The sequence below is a fragment of the Gemmatimonadales bacterium genome (assembly GCA_035502185.1).
Lineage (GTDB): Bacteria > Gemmatimonadota > Gemmatimonadetes > Gemmatimonadales > JACORV01 > Fen-1245.
In genome coordinates this window covers 38,459-58,584 of sequence record DATJUT010000018.1, presented here as the reverse complement: position 1 = coordinate 58,584, position 20,126 = coordinate 38,459, and the positions used below count along the sequence as shown (strand labels likewise).

The 20,126-nt window shown below is 73.4% G+C and carries 21 protein-coding genes; 7 read left to right on the top strand and 14 right to left on the bottom strand.

Translation table 11 applies throughout. The features are described from left to right. From VMF70_02615 to VMF70_02580, 8 genes are all read right to left on the bottom strand, one after another. Positions 1-206 (bottom strand): hypothetical protein (locus VMF70_02615; protein HTT66899.1); only part of this gene is annotated, 206 nt, incomplete at its 3' end. Positions 207-280: 74 nt separating this feature from the next. After that, a complete protein-coding gene (locus tag VMF70_02610) occupies positions 281-907 on the bottom strand; it encodes a hypothetical protein (GenBank protein ID HTT66898.1) in 627 nt (208 codons plus the stop codon). A gap of 95 nt (positions 908-1,002) precedes the next feature. Continuing rightward, on the bottom strand, positions 1,003-1,824 hold the full coding sequence (locus tag VMF70_02605; protein HTT66897.1) for a hypothetical protein: 822 nt from the start codon (positions 1,822-1,824) through the stop codon (positions 1,003-1,005). A gap of 107 nt (positions 1,825-1,931) precedes the next feature. Then, a complete protein-coding gene (locus VMF70_02600; GenBank protein ID HTT66896.1) occupies positions 1,932-3,740 on the bottom strand; it encodes an FtsX-like permease family protein in 1,809 nt (602 codons plus the stop codon). A 10-nt stretch (positions 3,741-3,750) separates the two neighbouring features. Continuing rightward, complete coding sequence (locus VMF70_02595) at positions 3,751-5,286, bottom strand: aminotransferase class V-fold PLP-dependent enzyme (GenBank protein ID HTT66895.1); 1,536 nt, start codon at positions 5,284-5,286, stop codon at positions 3,751-3,753. A 52-nt stretch (positions 5,287-5,338) separates the two neighbouring features. Beyond that, positions 5,339-5,773 carry a DUF2784 domain-containing protein gene (locus VMF70_02590; protein HTT66894.1) on the bottom strand — a complete coding sequence of 145 codons (435 nt, stop codon included), beginning with the start codon at positions 5,771-5,773 and terminating at the stop codon, positions 5,339-5,341. A 6-nt stretch (positions 5,774-5,779) separates the two neighbouring features. After that, positions 5,780-6,295, bottom strand: coding sequence for a hypothetical protein (locus VMF70_02585; protein ID HTT66893.1), 516 nt, complete (start codon positions 6,293-6,295; stop codon positions 5,780-5,782). Next, a complete protein-coding gene (locus VMF70_02580; protein HTT66892.1) occupies positions 6,292-7,311 on the bottom strand; it encodes a hypothetical protein in 1,020 nt (339 codons plus the stop codon). The genes VMF70_02585 and VMF70_02580 overlap by 4 nt, the downstream gene beginning before the upstream one ends. 112 nt (positions 7,312-7,423) lie before the next feature. Between VMF70_02580 and VMF70_02575 the strand changes: the two genes are divergently transcribed. From VMF70_02575 to VMF70_02555, 5 genes are all read left to right on the top strand, one after another. Next, positions 7,424-8,020 carry a sigma-70 family RNA polymerase sigma factor gene (locus tag VMF70_02575; protein HTT66891.1) on the top strand — a complete coding sequence of 199 codons (597 nt, stop codon included), beginning with the start codon at positions 7,424-7,426 and terminating at the stop codon, positions 8,018-8,020. Next, positions 8,017-8,478, top strand: coding sequence for a hypothetical protein (locus tag VMF70_02570; protein HTT66890.1), 462 nt, complete (start codon positions 8,017-8,019; stop codon positions 8,476-8,478). The genes VMF70_02575 and VMF70_02570 overlap by 4 nt, the downstream gene beginning before the upstream one ends. Then, positions 8,475-9,152 carry a hypothetical protein gene (locus tag VMF70_02565; protein HTT66889.1) on the top strand — a complete coding sequence of 226 codons (678 nt, stop codon included), beginning with the start codon at positions 8,475-8,477 and terminating at the stop codon, positions 9,150-9,152. The genes VMF70_02570 and VMF70_02565 overlap by 4 nt, the downstream gene beginning before the upstream one ends. A gap of 155 nt (positions 9,153-9,307) precedes the next feature. After that, on the top strand, positions 9,308-9,907 hold the full coding sequence (locus VMF70_02560; GenBank protein HTT66888.1) for a methyltransferase domain-containing protein: 600 nt from the start codon (positions 9,308-9,310) through the stop codon (positions 9,905-9,907). An 82-nt stretch (positions 9,908-9,989) separates the two neighbouring features. Next, positions 9,990-10,913: an EamA family transporter gene (locus VMF70_02555; protein HTT66887.1), complete on the top strand. Its 924-nt coding sequence runs from the start codon at positions 9,990-9,992 to the stop codon at positions 10,911-10,913. Between the two features lie 84 nt (positions 10,914-10,997). On the opposite strand, the gene VMF70_02550 is transcribed toward VMF70_02555, so the two are convergent. Then, a complete protein-coding gene (locus VMF70_02550) occupies positions 10,998-12,317 on the bottom strand; it encodes a hypothetical protein (GenBank protein ID HTT66886.1) in 1,320 nt (439 codons plus the stop codon). A gap of 276 nt (positions 12,318-12,593) precedes the next feature. On the opposite strand from VMF70_02550, the gene VMF70_02545 reads away from it, so the two are divergent. Beyond that, entirely contained in the window at positions 12,594-13,112 is a 519-nt protein-coding gene (locus tag VMF70_02545; GenBank protein HTT66885.1) for a DUF4440 domain-containing protein, read from the top strand. 207 nt (positions 13,113-13,319) lie between these two features. On the opposite strand, the gene VMF70_02540 is transcribed toward VMF70_02545, so the two are convergent. The 5 genes from VMF70_02540 to VMF70_02520 form a co-directional block, all read right to left on the bottom strand. Beyond that, on the bottom strand, positions 13,320-13,700 hold the full coding sequence (locus VMF70_02540; GenBank protein ID HTT66884.1) for a hypothetical protein: 381 nt from the start codon (positions 13,698-13,700) through the stop codon (positions 13,320-13,322). A gap of 115 nt (positions 13,701-13,815) precedes the next feature. Next, complete coding sequence (locus VMF70_02535) at positions 13,816-14,445, bottom strand: response regulator transcription factor (GenBank protein ID HTT66883.1); 630 nt, start codon at positions 14,443-14,445, stop codon at positions 13,816-13,818. Continuing rightward, entirely contained in the window at positions 14,442-15,170 is a 729-nt protein-coding gene (locus tag VMF70_02530; GenBank protein HTT66882.1) for a HAMP domain-containing sensor histidine kinase, read from the bottom strand. Before VMF70_02530 ends, VMF70_02535 begins: the two co-directional genes overlap by 4 nt. A gap of 96 nt (positions 15,171-15,266) precedes the next feature. Next, the gene (locus tag VMF70_02525; protein HTT66881.1) at positions 15,267-16,940 is read right to left on the bottom strand and encodes a M1 family metallopeptidase; all 1,674 of its coding nucleotides are present in this window, start codon (positions 16,938-16,940) and stop codon (positions 15,267-15,269) included. An 80-nt stretch (positions 16,941-17,020) separates the two neighbouring features. Further along, entirely contained in the window at positions 17,021-17,806 is a 786-nt protein-coding gene (locus VMF70_02520; GenBank protein ID HTT66880.1) for a hypothetical protein, read from the bottom strand. Between the two features lie 201 nt (positions 17,807-18,007). Here VMF70_02520 and VMF70_02515 point away from each other — a divergent pair, with 201 nt between their 5' ends. After that, the gene (locus VMF70_02515; GenBank protein HTT66879.1) at positions 18,008-19,948 is read left to right on the top strand and encodes an AMP-binding protein; all 1,941 of its coding nucleotides are present in this window, start codon (positions 18,008-18,010) and stop codon (positions 19,946-19,948) included. Positions 19,949-20,126: the final 178 nt, after the last annotated feature.

Below are 20,126 nucleotides of genomic sequence, written 5' to 3'. Positions count from 1 at the left end.
CGGGCCGCGATCTGGATTTCCTGCAGGAAGCGCTCGGCGCCCAGCGAGGCCGCCAGGTCCGGGCGCAGCACCTTCAGCGCGACCTGGCGATGGTGCTTCCGGTCGTCCGCGAGATACACGGTGGCCATGCCGCCGCGGCCGAGCACGCGGCGCAGCTCGTAGCGCGCCGCCAGGGCGGCCTGGAGTTCCGGCGGAATGTCGGACACGGCCAAGAATACTACTGCGGTCGGGCGGTCTTCAGTACCGGCGCGCCGGCGCCGGGACGGCGGAAGCTCCGGCGCTAGCCGCCGCGCACGTCGAGCGCCAGCAGGGTCCGCGGGTGGAACAGGCTCTGGTCATCGCCGATGATCAGCAGGCCCGGGAACCCGCCGTGGCTGATCACCACGCCGGCCGGCACCGCGCCGGCCGGGAGCCGGAACGGTTCGCTCACCAGGAACGCGTCGCCGGGACCGAGCTGGTCGGCGAGGACGTGCGCGCCCAGCGGCGCTCCACACGCGGCGTACTCCCGTCCCGTTTCGTCCTCGAGGATCGCGCGCGCGTCCGGCGCCCGCTGCCGCACCCGCTTGGCGTCGCTCGACACCTCGACCGTCGCGACCCACACCCGCGTCCCGGCGTCGGCCGCGCACGGCGCGTCGGCCGCCGCGGGCTCCGCCCGGACGCCCGCCACGCACCAGTCGTCGAAGCACTCGCGCTCGCGCGCCGCGCGCGACTCCCGCGGCATCGTCAGCGCCACCGCCACGAGCACGACCGCGTAGCCGCCCAGATAGAACCCCAGGACCCGCGCCCCGCGCCCCACCGCGCCCCACCGCCCGAGCGCCGCCTGCACCGCCAGCCGGACGACCAGGACGAGTACGACGATCACCGACCCCAGCAAGACGAGGTCTCCCAGCAGGCCGAGCAGGGTCACGAGCCACGGGCGCGCTTGGGCGCTACCCTGCTCCCGGCAACGCGACGGGCGGCCACGCAGCGGCCGCCCGTTCGTCTGCCTGGTGACTGCCCGGATCAGTAGCTGCCCAGCTCCGTGGTGGCGTTGTTGGCCATCGCGACCAGGGTCTGCGTGTACATGTTGCTCTGGTAGCCGACCACCTGCTTGACGATGCCGCCCGGCACGTTGTCGGCGGTCCACCACTCGTAGGTGCCGCCGCCCATCATCGTGTAGCGGATGTGCTTGGCGCTGAAGTTCCCCGCCGGCGTCGTGACGGTCTCGGTGCCCACGGTCGCCGCCGTCAGGCTCTGCTGCGTCAGGTACGTGGGCTCGCGCCACGCGAAGCCGGTGTTCTGCTCGACCGGGATCTCGCCGGCCTGCTGGCCGCTGGTCTTGCCGCGCATCCGCAGGACCTGGGAGCGGTCGGCGTTGAAGAGGGCCTCGAAGACCACCGTGTCCGGCTTGTCCGACAGGTTGTACCACTTCACGCGGTACCACTGCGTGCCGTCGGGCAGCTTGGTCAGGTAGGCGTGCTCCATCCGCTGCGTGTTGCTGCCCTGCGTGAACTCGAAGGTCACCGACTGTCCGGGCTGCAGGTCGGTGTTCGGCAGGCCGTACCCGCCCGAGTTGAAGCCCAGGGTGAACATCCAGTTGGCGTAGTAGGTCATCATCTGGGCCGACTGCGGGCCCGACATCCCCGCCCCGCCCGCGCCGCCGGCCGGCGCGCCCGGCACGGACGGGCCGCGGAACTGGCCGGCGACGGCGTTCCCGGCCGCGTTCGAGACGCCGGTGTTGACGCCGCCCATCGCGCCGCCCATGGCGCTGCGGACGGTCGAGCAGCCGGCGAGCGCGAGTGCCGCGGTGCCGAACATCACTACCTTGCCTGCGCGAATGCTCATCTCGACGGTCTCCTGTGATGGTGAGAGGGGGGCGAAATGTATCCGTCCCCGCAGGCGGGCGCGAGGAGAGCCGGACGCCGCCGGAGCGCCCGAGGAGGCGGGGCGGGCTACGGCGTCGCGAGGAGGCGCGCCGGCGCGGCGCGCGCGGCGCGCCAGGCGGGAAGCAACGTGCCGGCGAGGGTCGCGGCCACGAGCAGCGCGCCGTAGCCGGCGACCGCCCGCGGATCCCAGGCGGGCAGGCCGGCGACCGCGGCGGTCAAGGCGTCCCAGGCCATCAGGCCCGCCCAGGCGCCGAATGCCACGCCGGCCACCGCGACCACCGCCGCGCGCGCGAGCACGAAGCCGAGCACGTCGCGGCGCCGCGCGCCGAGCGCGCGCCGCACGCCCAGCTCCCGGAGGAGCGCCGTCACCCACAGCCACATGACGGCGAACGTGCCGATCACCGCCATCAGGAGCAGCGCCCATCCCGTGGCGCCCACGAGCCGCGCGAACCAGCGGAGCGGCGCGGCCTCGCCCGCGAGGAGCCCCGCCTCGCTCATCCGCGTCACGGCGGCGAGCCGCGATCCCAGCGCGCCCCGCAGCGCCCGGCTCCCGGCCGCCTCGCCCCCGGGCCGCGCCGCCCGCACCAGCAGCTCGACCGCGGGCGCCGGATGCTGGAGCACGCTGAGGTAGACCGCCTCGAGCGGCACGCTCGCGCCGCCGAGCCCGACCGGCCGCCGGTCCGCGACCACGCCGACCACCGTGTAGTTGCCGTCGGGATCGTGTCCCAGGTGCAGCGTCCGCCCCAGCGCACCCGACGGCTGGAAGTGCAGACGCTCGAGCGTCCGGCTCACCACGGCCACCCGCGGACCGCCCCAGCGATCCGCGCTCGTGAAGCCGCGGCCCGAGAGCAGCGGAAGGCCGAGGGCGCGGAAGCTGTCGGCGCTGACCAGGAAATGGGCCGCGAAGAAGGTGTGGAACTCCAGCCAACCGTTGCTCCAGCGGCACTGCCCGCAGTCGGTCTCGGTGACGTCGATCGGGCCGAGCCCCGTGATCAGGCCCCGGCTCCCCAGGCTCGCCACCGCCACCGTCGGGTCGCGCGAGAGGTCCGCCAGCGCCGCGGCGTACGCGGCGGCGCGCTGCTCGGGCGGCGTGTCGGCCGTCGTGACCTCGAGCACCTGGCCGTTCGCGCCGGTCCCCGCGGCGCCGCTCGTCGCGGCGGCGCCTCGGCTCAGCAGCGAGCCGACGACGAGCACGGTGAGGCTCAGCCCCAGCTGCACCACCGGCACCGCGAGGCCGAGCGGCGCCTCCTCCGCCACGACGAGCCGGGCGCCCGGACGCGCGGCCGCCAGCGACAACAGGGCCCCGAGCACGATGCCGGCCAGCGTCACGCCCACCGCCAGGACGCCGGGCCCCGCCGCCGCCGGCCCGGCCGCCCCCGGCCACGCGCCGAGCGCCACGCGCGCGGCCGCGAGTCCCGTCACGCCGCCGATCACCAGCGCGACCGCCGCGATGGCGCCGCCCTCGAGCAGCGCCGACGCCAGGAGGTCGAGCCGCCTGGCCCCGACCGACCGCCGGATCACCACCTCGCCGGCGCGGGCCGTCGCGCGCGCGGTCGAGAGCGACATCGTGGTGAGCCACGCCACCGCCACCACGCCCGCGGCCACGCCGAACAGGAGGTGCGCCAGGCTGCCCAGCGCCGACGCCCGGATGGCGTCGGGCGTCTGCACGAACGCGCCCCACACCACGCCGAAGTCCGCGCCGCCGGTGACCGGCACGCCCAGCCGCACCGGGAGGCCGGCGCCCGGCCCCACCAGCGCGGCCGCGGGCACCAGCACCGCCAGGGCGGCGGCGCCGGTCGCGGCCAGCAGCACCGCGGTGCCCCAATACGCCTTCAGGGATTGTCGAACGGGAACCAGGATGCGGCGGGGGTGCATGCCGCCGAAGCTACGCGTCCCGGCCCGGGGGCTCCAGGGCGAACCACCGGCTGACGCGCGTGTGCGCCTCGGCGTCGCCGTCCCGGTGCGCGTACTCGTTGGTGGTGGAGGAGTAGCGGTAATCCCTGGACCAGTCCTCGGCGTGGCGCACGATCTCCGCCACCGCGCCGAGGCAGTGGTCCACGTCGGCCATCGTGGTCGTGGGGTGGAACGACAGCCGCACCCAGCCCGGCTTCTCCGAGAAATCGCCGGCGTCAATGCGGTCCGTGATGTGCTTCGACCGAGAGGGATCCACGTTCAGGAGGTAGTGCCCGTAGGTGCCCGCGCAGGAGCAGCCGCCGCGCGACTGCACGCCGAACCGGTCGTTCAACAGCCGGACGACCAGGTTGTAGTGCAGGTCCTCGACGTAGAACGAAACGATCGCGAGGCGCTCGCGGCACCCCCGGGCCAGGACGTGCACGCCCGGGATCGCCTCCAGCTGATCCAGGACGAAGGGCACGAGGAACCGCTCGCGGCGGGTCATCGCCTCGACGCCCATCGCCTCCTTGAGCCGCACCGCCAGTGCGGCCTTGATCGCCTGCAGGAACCCCGGCGTGCCGGCGTCCTCCCGCGCCTGGGGATCGTCGAGGAAGGCGTACTTTCCCCACGGGTTGGTCCAGGCCACCGTGCCGCCGCCGGATTCGTCCGGCACCCGGTTGTGGTAGAGATCGCGGGCGAAGATCAGCACGCCTGCCGACCCGGGCCCGCCGAGGAACTTGTGCGGCGAGAACAGCACGGCGTCGAGCCGCTCCTCGGGGTCCGCCGGGTGCATGTCCAGCGAGACGTAGGGCGCGGAGGCGGCCCAGTCCACGAACGCGACGCCACCCGCGCGGTGCATCAGCTTCGCCATCGCGTGGTAGGGCGTCTCGACGCCGGTCACGTTCGAGCAGGCGCTGAACGCCCCGATCCTGAACGGCCGGTGCCGGTAGCGGTGGAGCAGCTCCTCCAGCGCGGCGAGGTCCACGATCCCCCGGGCGTCGGGCGGGATCACCACCACATCGGCGATCGTCTCGTACCAGGAAGTGTGGTTGGAGTGGTGCTCCAGGTGCGTCACGAACACCACCGGCCGCTCCGCTTCCGCGAGCTGGATGTGGCGCCGCAGCGCCTCGGGCGCCTTGAGCCCGAGCAGGCGCTGGAACTTGTTGATCCCGCCGGTCATCCCCGACCCGGTGGTGAGGATCAGGTCCTCCGGCCCCGCGTGCACGTGCGCCTTGAGAACGCGGTGCGCCTCGTGGTAGGCGACGGTCATCGCCGAGCCGGTGGCGCTCGACTCCGAGTGGGTATTGCCGACGAAGGGCCCGAAGTCCTCGAGCAGCCGCCGTTCGATCGGCCCGTACAGCCGGCCGCTCGCCGTCCAGTCCGCGTACACGATCCGCTGCTCACCGTAGGGCGAGCGGAACACCTGGTCGTGACCGATCGTGTTGGCGCGGAACGGCTCGAAGTAGGCTTCGAGCGCGTCGGCGGGTGCCGGCGCGGGCTCCGGGGCGCGGCGCAGCGGTGCGGCCAAGGACGCTCCTCAGCGTGCAGCTAACCGGAGCAATCTGATGGGAATTGCTCGCTCAGGCCAGTCCGCGGTCGCCGGGACCCCGGTCTTGGGCCGACGACTGCGCCTCCGCGTGCACGCGGGCCGGGGCACGGCGCCGCCGGGCGAGCAGCAGTCCGTAGACCGCGACGTTGAGGAGGAGGACGATGCCACCGAGCGCCACCTGCAACCCCCTGGTGAGACCCGCGGGGTACAGCAGGGCCGTGACGTAGTGGCCGACGAAGTCGCCCGCGTAGCCGGCTTCGCCGCCCGACATCCGCAGCCGGACTTCGAGCGGCGTCAGCGGACAGACGATGCCGGCGAACTCGACGACCACGGCCCAGGCCGTACACGGCAGGTGAACCCAGGCGAGCGTGGGTCGCCGGAGGACCAGCAGCCCGCCCGCCACGACGAACCCCACGAACGCGAGGTGCGCCGCCAGCACCAGGTCCGCCAGCCACCCGTACGGCACCGCCGGCTACCCGACTTTCGTCGTCACACCCTCGTTGGTCGTGGTCCAGTGCTCGCCGTCCTCGGAGAACTGGGCGCGCCAGTGCATCTCGCCGGGACTCACCCACTCGTTGATCGTGCGCCAGCGCGTGCCGGTCGCGGGCGCGTTCGGGTTCTCGTAGGTCCACGTATGCCCGGCGATGGTGACCCGTGCGGAGTAGGCGGGCCGCCCGCCCGGCGTCACGGCGTAGAGGACGAACCGGCCCGAGTCCGCCGGCCCGTAGGCGCTGAGCTGCTCGATCGAGTCGCCGCCCGAGAGGATCTGCTGGTCGCAGGCGAGGAACCGGAACCCGGCCGACCACACGCACTCGAGATCCGCCTCCGAGCGGCCCGCCGTGGAGAACCTGGTCGCGTGCGACTCGCCGACGCTGCGCCACCTGCCGAGGAACGCACCCAGGGGCGCCAGCTCCGGGCGCTGCGCCGCCAGCCCGCCGGGAAGCAGGACGAGCGCGAGGACGGCGACGAGGGCCGGTCCGCGCGTCACGGCTCGAGCACCAGCAGCGCGAACGTGCCCGGCAGCACCGGCGGCCGGGGGCGCGGGCGCTCCGGCGTGGGGGCGGGCGCGGGGCCGAAGTCCGCGGTGACGGTGTAGAGGCGGCCTGTCGCCTCGTCCAGCTCCATGGTGCGCGCGCCGGCCTTGGTGGAGACGTTCGCCGCCACGCTGAACGCGGTCGGCGAGTCCTCGCGGATCACCGTGATGGTGCCGTCGCCGTTGGACGCGAAGGCGAGGCGCCTCGCGGCGTCGAACCGGCACGCGTCCACGCCGCGGCCGATCGGCACGGTGGTGATCAACCTGCCGGCCCGCGCGTCGGAGACGCCCATCACGCCGCTGCGGCAGCCGCTGAACAGCAGGTGGTGCTCGCGGTCGACGGCGAGGCCGCTGGGCCCCTCGCAGGGACGGATGGACCAGTGCCGCGTGACGCGCATCGCGCGCGCGTCCACCTCGGCCACCTCGCTCTTGTCCTCGAGGTTGACGTACAGCATCCCGTCGCCCGCGCTCACGCCGAACTCGGGCTTGCCGCCGAGGTCCACGCTGCCGAGGCGCTGTCCCGTGGCGCCGTCGATCGCCGTCTCGCTACCCGCGTCGCCGTTCATCGTGAAGACGTGCCCGGTGGCGGGGTCGAACAGGACGCCGTCGTCGTCGATCGCGGCGACCGTCCGCCCCAGCACGGCCAGGGTCTTGAGGTCGAACATCGTGACCGTGCTGTCCGCGCCGGAGGTCGCGAAGCCGTGGCCGGTCGCGTAGTCGAACGCCACGCCGTGCGCGCGATTGAGCCCGGGGATCTCGCCCAGGAGGGCACCCGTCTCCGGGTTGACCACCATCACCCGGTCCTGCCGGGCGATGAACAGCCGGTGGCCGGCGGTGTCGAGGGCGAGGTAGTCCCAGCCGCCGTCGCCACCGAGCGTGTAGGTGTGCGTGACGTGGTAGGACTGGGCGAGGGCCGGCGCGGCGGCCGCGCCCAGCAGCAGCGAGACCGTCGCGAGCACGTGGGTTCGCATGTTGACCGGGCTCCTTGGGATGGGCATTGAACAATAGGCCGAACGGCCCTACACCGCTAAACGCGGTTTCGATCCGCAACGTCTCACCTGCAGTGGGAGCACCGGAGCGGCGGTGAGCGAAGCCAGCAGCCTGGAAGCAGCGGCCGCCGACCTGGTCCCGAGGGCGCGGCGAGGCGACGCGGGCGCTCTCGAGCAGCTGCTCGGGCGATGCCGCGGAACGGTGTTCCAGTGGGCCCTCGTCCAGACGGGCGAGGCCGCGGACGCCGAGGACGTCACGCAGGAGGTCCTGATCCGGCTGCACGGCTCCCTGCACCGGTTCGCCGGGCGCTCGCGCTTCACCACCTGGCTCTTCCAGGTGACCCGCAACGAGGCGTCGAACCTGCGCCGCCGGCTCGGGAGCCGGCGCCGGCTGGCCGAGGCCGCGACCAGGGAGGCGGAGGCGGAGCCCGTGACCACCGACGACCCGGCGGATCGGGTCCACGCCGCGCGAGTCGCCGCCTTCGCCGAGGGGCTGATGCGGAGCCTGCCCCGCCGCCAGCGGGAGGTGTTCCACCTCGCGGATCTCGAGGGCTGCACCGTGGCGGAGATCGCCGAGCGGCTGGGGACGAGCCCCGTCACCGCGAGAGTGCACCTGTTCCACGCCCGCCGGGCCGTGCGGGCCGGCATTCTGGAACGCTGGCCGGAGCTGGCCGCCGAGGAGGGACGATGAATTGTCGGGAAGCGCGAGACCTGCTGCTCGAGGCGGACCTGGCCGACCTGGCGCCGGGCGCCGGCTCCGAGCTGGCGGCCCACCTCGAGACCTGCACCGCGTGCCGGAGGGCCGCGGCCCGGATCGTCGGCGTGGAAGGCGCGCTGGCGCGGCGCCTGGCGGCCGTGCGGCCGACGCTGGAGGAGTCCGCCGCCGTCGCCCGGGCCGTGGCCGCCGCCCGGCGCCGCGCCACGGTGCGACGGATCGGGTTCGGGACGCTGGCCGCGGCGGCGGCGGCGGCCGGCATCCTCCTGCTGCCGGCCCGGCAGGTGTCGAGACCTTCGCTGCCGGCCGTCGGACCCGCGGCGCCGGTCGGTTTCTCGGTGACCGCGTCGCCCGCGCAGAGCCTCGTCGTGCTCCAGCCCGCCGATTCCAACATCGTGGTCGTCTGGTATCTCACCTCACGGAGGTCGTCATGAAGGCGCGTGCTTCGTTCGCGCTCCTGGTTCTGCTTCCGCTCCTCTCGGCGTGCGGCCGGTCGCCCACGCGGCTCGAGACCCGCACCTTCGCCCTGCACTACCTGTCGAGCGACGAGGTGCAGAAGATCGTCCAGCCCTACGTGTACCAGGACCGCCCCGGCGCCCAGGGGGCCATCAGCATCAGCCAGAGCACGCTGACGGTGCGCGAGACACCGGACAATCTCGATCGCATCGGCCGCGTGCTGGCGCAGTTCGATCGGCCGCAGCCGAGCGTGCGGCTGACCTTCAAGGTCATCCGGGCCGACGGCGCGGCGCGGGCCGACTCCAGCATCCGCGACGTCGAGGCCGCACTCCGCTCGCTGTTCCGCTTCAAGGGCTACGCGCTGGTGGCCGAAGGCGTCGTGACCGCGGCCAGCAACTCGCGCAGCGAGCAGACGCTGGCCGGCAGCGGCGGCCCCTACCATCTCGAGACGCTCCTCGACCGGGTCGCCGGCACCGGCGACAGCACCGTGGTCGGCCTGAGCGTCAGGCTGACCATGTATCGCCAAGGCGGCTCCTTCGAGACGCACGTCGGCATCCCGGTCGGCAAGACGGCGGTGCTCGGCAACGTGGGGGGGGCGGAGCCGAATTCCGCGCTGATCCTCACCGTCCGGCCCGAGCTCGTCGCCAACTGACGGGCCGCGGGATCGAGGGGGGGCGGCGGCCGGCGGCGGCCGCCCCCTCGTTGCGCCCGGGCGCGCGGGCATTAACGTGTGAGCGCGCCCGGCCGCGGCGGAATACGGGGTGGGGGCACGGCGTGGGGCACTCGCGACGGGTCGGGAGGGCGACCATGGCGACCGACGTCCGCGCCCTGATGGAGAACATCGCCTCCCGCTACGACTTCCGGGACAAGTCGGTCATCCACGTCGGCGCCGGCGGCGGCCGGCTCGCCGGCTACGCGCGCGACGCCCGGAGCGTCCTCGCCGTGGACTCGGATGCCGAGGCGGTGCGGCGGCTGGGCGTCGCGCTGCGCGAGCAGGGCCTCGTCAGCCGCTTCATCGTCTTCAAGGGCGAGCTTGCGTCGGTCCGCGCCCGGGCGGACGTGGTCTTCTTCGAGTTCTGCCTGCACGAGACGGCCGAGCCCGGCGCGGCGCTGCAGCACGCGCGGACGCTGGCGCCCGAGACGCTGGTGGTGGACCACGCGCCCGGGTCCCGCTGGTCCTGGTACCGCGGAGAGGAAGCCGGGGTCGAGCGGGCCTGGCAGGCGGTCGGCCGGCTCGCCGTCGCACGCGACGAGACGCTGATGGGCGCCGAACAGTTCCACGACTACGACGAGCTGCTGGCGGCGGTGGGCGCGCGGGGCGAGCCCACGCTCGGCCGCATCGCGGAGCTGCGGGGCCGCCAGGGCATCGCCATCCAGATGCCGTACCGCATCGCCCTCCTGCACTAGCGCGGCCGCCCGCCCGCGGGCGTCTCACGCCGGAACCCGGCGCGGTGTCACACCGATGCACCCGAGAGCGGAGAGCGACCGAATGGCGGCGTTGCGCGGCAAGGCGCTGGTGGCCTACCTGCTGGTCTGCGTGTTCTGGGGCTCGACCTACCTCGCGATCCGGATCGGCGTCGCCGCGCTGCCGCCGTTCCTGTTCGCCGGCACCCGGTTCCTCGTGGCCGGGCTGCTCCTCCTCGGCGGAGCGCTCGCCTTCGGGGAGCGGCTCCCGCGCCGCGCCCGCGACTGGGGGGTTCTCGCCGTCGTCGGCCTGCTCCTCCTGGCCGGAGGCAACACGTTCGTGGTGTGGGCCGAGCAGTTCACGCCGTCGGGCGTGGCCAGCCTGTTCGTGGTCACCGTCGCCCTGTGGATGGCGGTGTTCGATGCGCTCCTGCCCGGGGGCTCGGGCCGGCTGTCCTGGCGCGTGGTCGCCGGGCTGCTGCTCGGGCTGGTGGGCACCGCGCTGCTGGTCGAGGCCGACCCGCGCTCCCTCGTGCACGCCGATCTGCGGGGCCCCATCGCGCTCACCGGTGCGAGCGCCTCCTGGGCGCTCGGCTCGGTCTACTACCGGCGCCGGCAGCCCGAGGCCGGCCCGTACGTCGGCGCCGCGATCGAGATGGTCGCCGGCGGCGTCGTCGTCATCGTGCTGGGGCTCGTCACGGGCGAGGCGCAGGCCGTGCACCTCACGGCCCGGGGGCTGGGAGCGCTCGCGTACCTGGTGGTGTTCGGCTCGATCGTCGGCTACACCGCCTACGCCTACGCGCTGCACCACGCGCCGGCGACGATCGTCGGCACCTACGCCTACGTGAACCCGCTGATCGCCGTCCTGCTCGGGTGGCTGCTGCTGGGGGAGCACGTCGGCCCGCGGACGTTCGCCGCGATGGCGCTGATCCTCGGCGCGGTGCTCTGGATCCAGGTCTCCCACGCCGCCGCCGTGCGGCGGGAAGCGCAGGCGCCGGCCAGCGAGTGACGCGGCCCGGACGCGGTGCCCCGTACGAACGAGCGGCCCCGGATTCCCCCGGGGCCGCTCGAGCCTTCGGGCGTCGGCGCCGGACTACTTCACGACGATCACCCCGTTCATCGCGATGCCGTGCACGATGCAATCGTACGCGTACGTGCCGGCCGTGTTGAAGGTGACCTGGAACGTACCGCTGGTCTGCGGGCTCGTCTGGCCGGTGAAGCTCGGCGTCCCGGTCGACCCCACGCCGTGGGAGAGCGATCCGCTGCCCCAGGTGAAGGTCACCGTTCCGCCGGCGGCGACGGTGTCGACGGCCGGGTTCGCGCTGCCGTTCCTCACGCTGGTGAACACGACGCCGGGACCCACGGCCACCGAGGCCGTCGTCGGCAGGGTGGCGACCGTTTCGCTGAAGGTCACCGGCGAGCCGCTGAGGGCCGGCTCGGTGGCCGTGACCGTCACCGCGCCGGCGGTGCCGCCGGCGATGAGCGAGTCCTGCGCGAGGCCCCCGGCAGCGCTCGCCGACTTGCTCGACACGACGCTCGCAGGGCCGCTCGTCACGGCCCAGGCCACCGTGTCACCGGCGACCCCGTTGTTGAACTGATCGCCCACCTTCACGACCAGCAGGCCGCCGAACGGCGTGCTCAGGTTGGCCGACTGGTTGTTGCCGCTCGACAGGCTGAGCTGCGTCGCGGCCCCCGGCGTCGCGGTCGCGTTGAACGTCACCGGCGAGCCGGTGGCGCCGGCCAGCGTGGCCGTGGCGGACTGGCTGCCCGCCGTCTGGCCCAGCGTCCAGGTCGTCGTCGCGATGCCGCTCGCGTCGGTCTGGGACGTGAGCGGATTGACCGACGCCCCCGTGCCGGCCGCCGCCCACGTGACCGTGACGCCCTGCTGCACGGCGCCGCTCAACGTCACCACCACGCGCAGCGGGTTGGCCAGCGCGGTGGCCACGGTGCCGGTCTGGCCGTTGCCGTTGGCGGCCAACGTCATCGCGATCACCGGCACCGGTGCCGCGCTGGCCGTGGCCGAGAAGGTCACCGGGGAGCCCGTCGCGCCGGACAGCGTCGCCGTCACGTGCTGCGTGCCGGCCGTCGAGCCCAGCGTCCAGCTCGTGGTCGCGACCCCGCTGGCGTCGGTCAGCGACGTGGCCGGGTTCACGCTCGCCCCGGTCCCCGCCGCCGCCCACGAAACGGTCGTGCCCTGCTGCGGCACGCCGCTCAGCGTGACGATCACGCGCAGCGCGTTCGGCAGCAGCGTGCCCACCTGCGCGGTCTGGCCGTCCCCACTCGCCGTCGCCGTCTGGGCGATCACCGGCGCCGGGGGCGTCGTCGAGTCGCCGCTGCTGCTGCAGCCCAGGGCCACGAACGGCGCGATCGCCGCCGACAACCCGAGGAACACGTGAACGGATTTCAGGCGCATGGCACCCTCCCTCGCGAGTGGAGTGTCCTTCAATAACCAATGAAAGTGAGTCCTAGAAACTTAGTCGGATATTCGCTTCTGCAACACTTGCGTGCCGGCGTGGTTCCAGCAGCTCGTTGACCGTCGTCGTCCCACGAACGACACACCGTCACCGTCGTGAGACGGATGGCCGCCCGACGTCCCGAGGACGTGACACATGACCGCGTGAGCGGCCTCGCTTGCGCGCCCGGCCTGCCGCAGGCAGACTACTCGCCCCCACACCCAATGGAGCCTGAGATGCGTCGAGTCGCCGCGGGAGCGTGCCTGCTCACCTTCGCGGTGCTGGGCGGATGCAAGTCCGCGCCGGCCCCCCTCACCGCCGCCGACCACGCAGCCGCGCAGGCGATGGACTCCGCGTACTCCGCGGCCGTCGCCGTCGGCGACGTGGCGGGTATGACGGCGGGCTACTCTCCCGACGCGATGGTGCAGCCGCCCAGCATGCCGATGGTCAAGGGGATGCAGGCGATCCGCCAGTTCTACCAGGCCATGTCGAGCGTGAAGGTCACCATCCAGCTCACGCAGGAGACGGCGGACGGTTCGGGCGACTTCATGTACACCACCGGCCGCTACCACTACCAGCAGATGCCGGCGGAGACCGGCCCGTCGGAGGACGGCAAGTACCTGGAGGTCTTCCGCCGTGGCGCCGACGGCAAGTGGATGCTCGTCGCGGAGAGCTGGAGCCCCAATGCTCCACCCGCCCCGATGGCGCCCGCCGCGGCCGCTCCCGCGAAGCCGGCAGCGCACCGGGCGAAGTAGGGTGACATCCCCGACCCGGGGCGCCCGGCACGCTGGCGGGCGCCCCGGGCCGGCATGCGCGCCGCTCCGTGACCGTGGTGCTGGCCCGCGCGGCCGCCGCCTGGCGCATCGCGGGCGTGCGCCCCGACCGCGGGCCGGTCGAGCCCCAGACGAAACAGCCCGCGGCACCGGCCGCGGGCTTCGAGCTTCGGGGCGCGATCGGACGGGCTAGCTGCCCACGCAGGCGACGAGCACGAGCATCGTGGACCGGCCCTGCACTCGCTCGAGGCGCCGCGCCACCGCGATCTCCTCGCGCGGCCCGGCCTCGACGCCTACGGTCCCCAGCTCCGCGATCCGAACCTGCCGGACGACGGGAAGGGACACGGCGCGGGACGCCGCCGGGCCGTCGGCCACCAGGCGCGCGCCGATCAGCGAGCGGGTGACGTCGGCACTGGCCCGGATCGAGGCGGCGTGCTGCGCCACGACGCCCGGCGCGAAGCACGGTGCGCCGGCCAGCGCCGCGGTCAGCACCGCGACGCGAAGCGCCGCCGCGAGGCGGATGCCGGGCGCCGATTCGCCGGCGAGTCGAGGAAGGGACGTCGCTGCCATCGGAGCGTAAGATCGGCTCCGAGGTCGATCGCAAACATCGGATTGACAGGAAGTTGCGCGTGAGGCTCGCCCGCCACCCCGTAGGCTGCGGCCTACGGGAGGCGATGCAGGTCACTTAGATGAGGTGATGCTCCAGCGTGTAGCGCACCAGGTCGGCGTTGGTGCGCAGCTCCATCTTCTCGAGCACGCGCGCGCGGAAGCTGCTCACGGTCTTGGGGCTGATGTCGAGACGGGCCGCGATCTCCTTCAGGCTGAGGCCGGCGGCCAGCAGGCGCAGCACCTCCAGCTCGCGGTTGGACAGGCGCTCGTGCGGCTCCGTCGCGCCGTCGCTGCCCAGGCCCATGGCCAGCCGCTCGGCCAGCGCGTCGGTGACGTAGCGGCCGCCGGCCGCGATCCGGCGCACCGCCTCGATGAGGTCGGGCGGCGCGTAGTCCTTGGTGAGGTAGCCGGTGGCGCCGCTCTTGAGCGCGCGGACCGCGTACTCCTCCTCGGGCTGGGCGCTGAGGATGAGCGTGCGCGTGCCCGGGCACGCCGCGGGGAGCGCGGCCAGCACCTCCAGGTGGCTCGGTCCCGGCATGGCGATGTCGAGGATCAGCACGTCGGGCTTCAGCCGCCGCGCCGCGTCCAGCACCTCGTCCGATCGGCCGACTTCACCGACCACCTCGACCTCGCTGGCACCCTGGAGGATGCGGCGCACGCCCTCCCGCACGACCGGGTGGTCGTCGGCGATGAGGACCTTGGTCACGAGCGCCCCGCCCGGGCGGCCGCGGCGAGCGGGAGCGTGACGCGGATCGTCGTCCCCGTGCCCGGCGCCGAATCGCCGCTGATGGTCCCGCCGCTCCGTGCCACGGTGGCGTAGATGGTGGGGAGCCTGAGGCCGGTGTCGTAGGCGGGATCGAAGACGTACGGCTCGAAGATGCGGGCAGCCGCGTCGGGCTCGAGGCCGGGCGCGTCGTCGCGCACCACGAGCGACGCGGAGCCGCCGCCCGGGTCCGGCACGAGCCCCGTCTCGACCTCGACGAGGCCGCCGACCGGCAGCGCGTGGTTGGCGCCCGCCACGAGGTCCAGCACCAGCTGCCGCAGCCTGGGCGCGTCGGCCTTCACGATCAGCGGGCCGGGCGCCCGCTCGACCGTGAGCGTCTTGCCCGCCGGCATCAGGCCCTGCAGCTCGGCCTCGACCTCGGCGACGACGTCGTTCAGGTCCGCCGATCCGTTGCCCAGCGTGGGCGCGTGGGCGAATCCGCGCAGCGCCGCCACCAGCCTGGTGGCGCTGTCCACCGTGCGCACCACGCTGTCGAGGTCCGCCCGGCTGCGCGGATCGGGGCCGATCTCCTCGGCCAGGAGATACAGCATGGATCTCGTGGATCCGAGGTAGTTGGCGATCTCGTGCGCGAGCACGCGCGCGGTCCGCGACGCGGCGTCCATGCGCTGCGCGCGAACCCACTCCTCACGTGCCGGCGGAATCTCCATGATCAGCTCGCGGTTGCGACCCGGCCGGGCGCGCGCCGGCGTCGGCACTAAGGTCGTCGTTGCCCGCGGCGCCGGCAAGGCGCAGCGGCGCGCCCGTCACCGCCCCCCGCCGCTGCCCGCGGCCGCGGAGCCGCCCACGTCGCGCGCCGTCACGTACCAGCTCTCGTCCACCTCGACCTCGGCGGCCTGCGGCGAGGAGACCGCCAGCGTCTGCCAGGCCTCGGTGGGGTGCAGCACGCGGGTGCCGAGCCCCGGCACCTGGACCCGGACCGGCATCGCAAACCCGGGCACCACGTTCGCCCAGCGGTAGGAGAGCGTCCCGCCCTCGACCTTGTAGTCGAGCTCCGGGATCCGGGTCGTCCGCAGGTACTGGTCGAACACCCTGCCCAGGTCGATGCCCGCCTGGCGGCTGATGTAGTCCTCGACCTGCCGGCTGGTGACCGTCTGATGCCAGAACTCGTGGTTGAGCCCGCTCAGGACTCCGCGCCACTTCGCGTCGTCGTCCACGATCTGGCGGATGGTGTGCAGCAGGTTGGCGCCCTTGGGGTACATGTCGCCGGACCCGGTGCCGTTGACCCCGTAGGGACCGATCACCGGCCGGTCGTTGCGGATCGCCTTGCGCACGCCGATCAGGTACGCCGCGCCCGCCGTCGGGCCGAGCTGACACTCCGTGTAGAGCCCCTCCGCGTAGGCCGCGAACCCCTCGTGCACCCACATGTCCGCGTGATCCTGCACGGAGATGTTGTTGCCGAACCACTCGTGGGCGCTCTCGTGCACGATGATGAAGTCCCACTGGAGCCCGATGCCGGTGCGCGAGAGGTCCCGGCCGAGATACCCGTTGAGGAAGTGGTTGCCGTAGGCGACGGCGCTCTGGTGCTCCATCCCCAGGTGCGGCGCCTCGACGAGCTTGTAGCCGTCGGCGTACCACGGGTACGGGCCGAACCAGTGCTCGAAGCACTTCAGCATCGGCGTCGCCTGCTGCCACTCCCGCCTCGCCACGTCGAGGTGGTAGGCGAGCGGCCAGAAGTCGCGCGTGAGCCGGCCGGCCGCGCCGTCGAGCGTGTCGGCGAAGTGCCCGTAGACGCCCGCGTTGACGACGACGTCGTAGCTGTTGATCGGGTCGGCGACGAACCACTCGTAGGTGGTCGTGCCGTCGGCGTTGCGCACGGTGCTGCGCAGCCGGCCGTTCGAGACGTCCGCCAGCGAGTCCGGGACGGTGATCGCGATGCGCTGGCTGTCGGGCTCGTCGGCGAGGTAGTCCTTGAGCGGCCACCATACGCTGGCCCCCAGGCCCTCGCACGTCGTGGCGATCCACAGGTTGCCCACGCTGTCCCGGGCCCACGTGAAGCCGCCGTCCCACGGCGGCCGCCGGGCGACCCGCGGCTTGCCGTGATACCACACGGTGACCGTCTTCACCTCGCCCGCGCGCTGGCGCGCGGCGAGCGTCACGAAGAAGGCGTCGCCGTCCCGCCGGAAGGCCAGCCGGTGGCGGTCCTGCACCACGCTGTCGATCTCCAGGGGCACCTGCAGGTCGATCTGCATCTCGCGCGCGGGCTGGAGGATGCGGTAGGTGATGCCGTTCCAGCCCACGATGCTGCTGTCGGCGGGGTTCACCCGCACGTGCAGATCGTAGAACGCCGCGTCCCACCACGCGCGCGCCGGCCCGTTGGAGCCGCGCAGCGTATCCGCGTGGGTGAAAGTGGAGTCCTGGGCGAGAGCGCCGGCGAGCGGACAGATGACCAGTGCGGCAAGCAGCGGGATGGGGCGCATGGGAGTAGGGTGGAGGGTGGAGGTGTAGGGTGTGCGGGCCGCCGGAGGATGCCGCCGGCGCGCGCAAACGGCAAGGTGCGCTAGTGGCGCGGCTGGACGCCGGGCTGGGGCGGGATCACCGCGGTGATGGTGAACGGCGCGGAGGTATCCGCAGCGAAGCCGCGCGCCGTGGCCGCGAGCGTGTAGCCGACCCCCGCCGCACTGATCGAGAGTCCCGGGAACGTCGCCACGCCGGCATCGGCCCGCCGGACCGCGGTCCCGCCGAGCGAGGCCGCACCCGGATTCGCGGCGATGGCGAGCGCGATGGAGTCGGACGCGACGAGCACGATGTTGCCGAGCACGTCCTGCACCACGACCTGGACCGCGGGGCTGATCGTGTCGCCGGCCGGGGCCCCCGAGGGCTGCCTCAGGAACGCGAGCCGGGTCGGCACGCCGGCCGTCACGTCGAACGTGTCGCTCGCGGCGCCGCCGAGGGCGGTCGCGACCGCCAGCAGCCGGTAGCCGGTTCCGGCCGAATCGATGGTCACCTGCGGGAAGTTGGCAGTCCCGTTCACGGCAGCCACCTGGGTGACGCCGCCGAGATGCGCCCCCGGCGTCCCGGTGCCGCTGGCGATCGACAGTCCGATGCTCGCCGTCGACTCGTAGGCCGTGTCGCCGTTGCTCTCGATCACCGTGACCGACACCCCGGGCTCCAGGGGAAAGCCGGCCGTGGCGTACTCCGGCTGGACGCTGAAGGCCAGCGAGGCGGGGTGGATGCCGCCCTGGTCCGGCAGGCTCGCCATCTCGCAGCCGCCGCAGGCGATGGCGGCGCCCGTCACGGCGGCGAGGAGGCCGACCGTCCGGCTCGGCGAGACGCGAATGGCCATCGGTCCGCATACCATAATGCTCCGCCCGCGCCACGGGCAACTGCGACGCATCCCGCGGTGATTGTGCGGTCACCCTCCTTGACGGCCCCGCGCGCGCGAACATCCTCTCTTCGGTCCGGTTGACGCCCGCTTGACGGCCGCATCGCAGCGATGGACATCACGCCGCCGGGTCGTTGTGCGGCGACGCCGGAGGAGGACGCGATGAGCTCCGATCCCTCGATCCCGCCGACCCTGCCCGCGCTGTTCGAAGCGGCCGCCGAGCGGTTCGCCGGCAACACGCTGGTCCTCGAGAAGCGGGACGGGACCTGGCACGGGACCACCTACGCCGAGGCGCGGACGCTGGTGCACCGCTGCGCGGCCGGCTTCCTGGACCTCGGCCTCGGGAAGGGCGAGCGCGTGGCCCTGATCTCGGAGGGCCGCCGCGAGTGGGTGATCGCCGAGCTGGGGATCCTCTACACGGGCGCGGTGGACGTCCCGATCTCGGTCAAGGTCGAGGAGCTGCCCGAGCTGCGCTTCCGCCTCAGCCACTCCGGGTGCCGGATGGCGGTCGTATCGGGATCCCAGGCGCGCAAGGTGATGGGCCTGCGCGCCGAGCTGCCCGAGCTCGAGACGGTCGTCCTGCTCGACGACCCGGGCGAGGCGGTGCCGGGCGTCGTCCGGTTCGCCGACCTGCTCGCCCGCGGCGAGGCGGCGCTGGCGGCCCAGCCCGGCCGCGTCGCCGCCTCCTGGCGCGCCGTGCGGGGATCCGACGCGGCCAACATCTGCTACACGAGCGGCACGACCGCCGACCCCAAGGGCATCGTCCTGAGCCATCGCAACTACACGGCGAACATCGCGCAGGGCACGGCCCTCTATCCGCTCCCGCCCCACGCCGTGACCCTGCTGATCCTCCCCTGGGATCACGCCTTCGCCCACACCTGCGGCATCTATGCCCTCGGCTCGACCGGCGGCGCGTTCGCCTGCGTGCAGACCGGCAAGACCCCGATGGAGACCTTGCGCAACATCCCGGCGAACATCCGGGAGACGCGCCCCACGCTGCTCCTCAGCGCGCCGGCGCTGTCGAAGACCCTCCGCAAGGGCATCGAGAAGGGCGTGCGCGCCAGGGGCGCGTTGTCGTGGGCGCTGTTCCGCGCCGGCGTGGGTGTGGCGAAGGCGTACAACGGCCTCGGGTTCGACCGCGGGCGCGGGCCGCGCGCGCTGCTGCGGCCGCTCGTGGCGCTGTTCGACGCGGTGCTGTTCCGCAAGGTCCGCGAGAACTTCGGGGGTCGGCTCGAGTACTTCGTCGGCGGCGCCGCGCTGCTCGACCTCGAGCTGCAGCGGTTCTTCTACGCCATCGGCATCCCGGTCTTCCAGGGCTACGGCCTCACCGAGGCCGCGCCGGTCATCTCGTCCAACACGCCCCGCCGCCACAAGCTGGGCTCCTCCGGCGTGCTCGCCCCCGACCTCGAGGTGAGGATCTGCGACGAGGCCGGGCACGACCTGCCGGTGGGCGGGAAAGGCGAGATCGTGGTCCGCGGCGAGAACGTGATGCTCGGCTACTGGAAGAACGAAAAGGCCACCGCCGAGACGCTCAGGGACGGCTGGCTCCACACCGGCGACCTCGGCTACCTCGACTCCGACGGGTTCCTGTACGTGCTCGGGCGGGAGAAGAGCCTGCTGATCGGGCCCGACGGCGAGAAGTACAGCCCGGAGGGCATCGAGGAGACCGTCGTGGACCGCTCCCGGTTCATCGACCAGATCATGCTGCACAACAACCAGTCGCCGGCGACGGTCGCGCTGCTCGTCCCGAACCGCGAGGCGCTGGCGGCGTGGCGGGAGCATCACGGCCTGGCGCCCGACCGCGTGGAGAGCCAGGACGCGGCCCTGCGCCTCCTGGAGGCGGAGATCGACGCGTACCGCGCCGGCGGGCGGCACGCCGGGATGTTCCCGGAGCGGTGGCTGCCCTCGACCTTCGCGGTCCTCGACGAGCCGTTCACCGAGCAGAACCGGATGCTCAACATCACGCTCAAGATGGTGCGGGGCCGGATCGAGGCGGCCTACGCCGACCGCATCGCCGGGCTGCACCGCGCGGATGGCGCGCGCGTCACGAGCGCGGCCAACCGGGAGGCGATCCGGCGGTTGTGGCAGAGCGGCGGCTCGTGAGGCCGAGAATGGCGCGCATCCCGCTCGCCGCGCGAACCGCACCGTCCGGTGCCGGCCCACGCGCCCGGCTGCGCGGGATTCACACCGCATTCACGCTCGATTGACGCCCCCCCCATAGCGTGAGGCGTTGCCGGCACTGACGGGGACAGGCCGTGCCGGCCGTCTCGCATTTCGTTCC

Bases quoted from the DNA above. Each gene is read 5' to 3' on its own strand.
- VMF70_02605 (HTT66897.1), bottom strand. From the start codon at position 1,824: ATGAGCATTCGCGCAGGCAAGGTAGTGATGTTCGGCACCGCGGCACTC.
- VMF70_02600 (HTT66896.1), bottom strand. From the start codon at position 3,740: ATGCACCCCCGCCGCATCCTGGTTCCCGTTCGACAATCCCTGAAGGCG.
- VMF70_02580 (HTT66892.1), bottom strand. From the start codon at position 7,311: ATGCGAACCCACGTGCTCGCGACGGTCTCGCTGCTGCTGGGCGCGGCC.
- VMF70_02570 (HTT66890.1), top strand. From the start codon at position 8,017: ATGAATTGTCGGGAAGCGCGAGACCTGCTGCTCGAGGCGGACCTGGCC.
- VMF70_02565 (HTT66889.1), top strand. From the start codon at position 8,475: ATGAAGGCGCGTGCTTCGTTCGCGCTCCTGGTTCTGCTTCCGCTCCTC.
- VMF70_02560 (HTT66888.1), top strand. From the start codon at position 9,308: ATGGCGACCGACGTCCGCGCCCTGATGGAGAACATCGCCTCCCGCTAC.
- VMF70_02555 (HTT66887.1), top strand. From the start codon at position 9,990: ATGGCGGCGTTGCGCGGCAAGGCGCTGGTGGCCTACCTGCTGGTCTGC.
- VMF70_02550 (HTT66886.1), bottom strand. From the start codon at position 12,317: ATGCGCCTGAAATCCGTTCACGTGTTCCTCGGGTTGTCGGCGGCGATC.
- VMF70_02545 (HTT66885.1), top strand. From the start codon at position 12,594: ATGCGTCGAGTCGCCGCGGGAGCGTGCCTGCTCACCTTCGCGGTGCTG.
- VMF70_02540 (HTT66884.1), bottom strand. From the start codon at position 13,700: ATGGCAGCGACGTCCCTTCCTCGACTCGCCGGCGAATCGGCGCCCGGC.
- VMF70_02530 (HTT66882.1), bottom strand. From the start codon at position 15,170: ATGGAGATTCCGCCGGCACGTGAGGAGTGGGTTCGCGCGCAGCGCATG.
- VMF70_02525 (HTT66881.1), bottom strand. From the start codon at position 16,940: ATGCGCCCCATCCCGCTGCTTGCCGCACTGGTCATCTGTCCGCTCGCC.
- VMF70_02520 (HTT66880.1), bottom strand. From the start codon at position 17,806: ATGGCCATTCGCGTCTCGCCGAGCCGGACGGTCGGCCTCCTCGCCGCC.
- VMF70_02515 (HTT66879.1), top strand. From the start codon at position 18,008: ATGAGCTCCGATCCCTCGATCCCGCCGACCCTGCCCGCGCTGTTCGAA.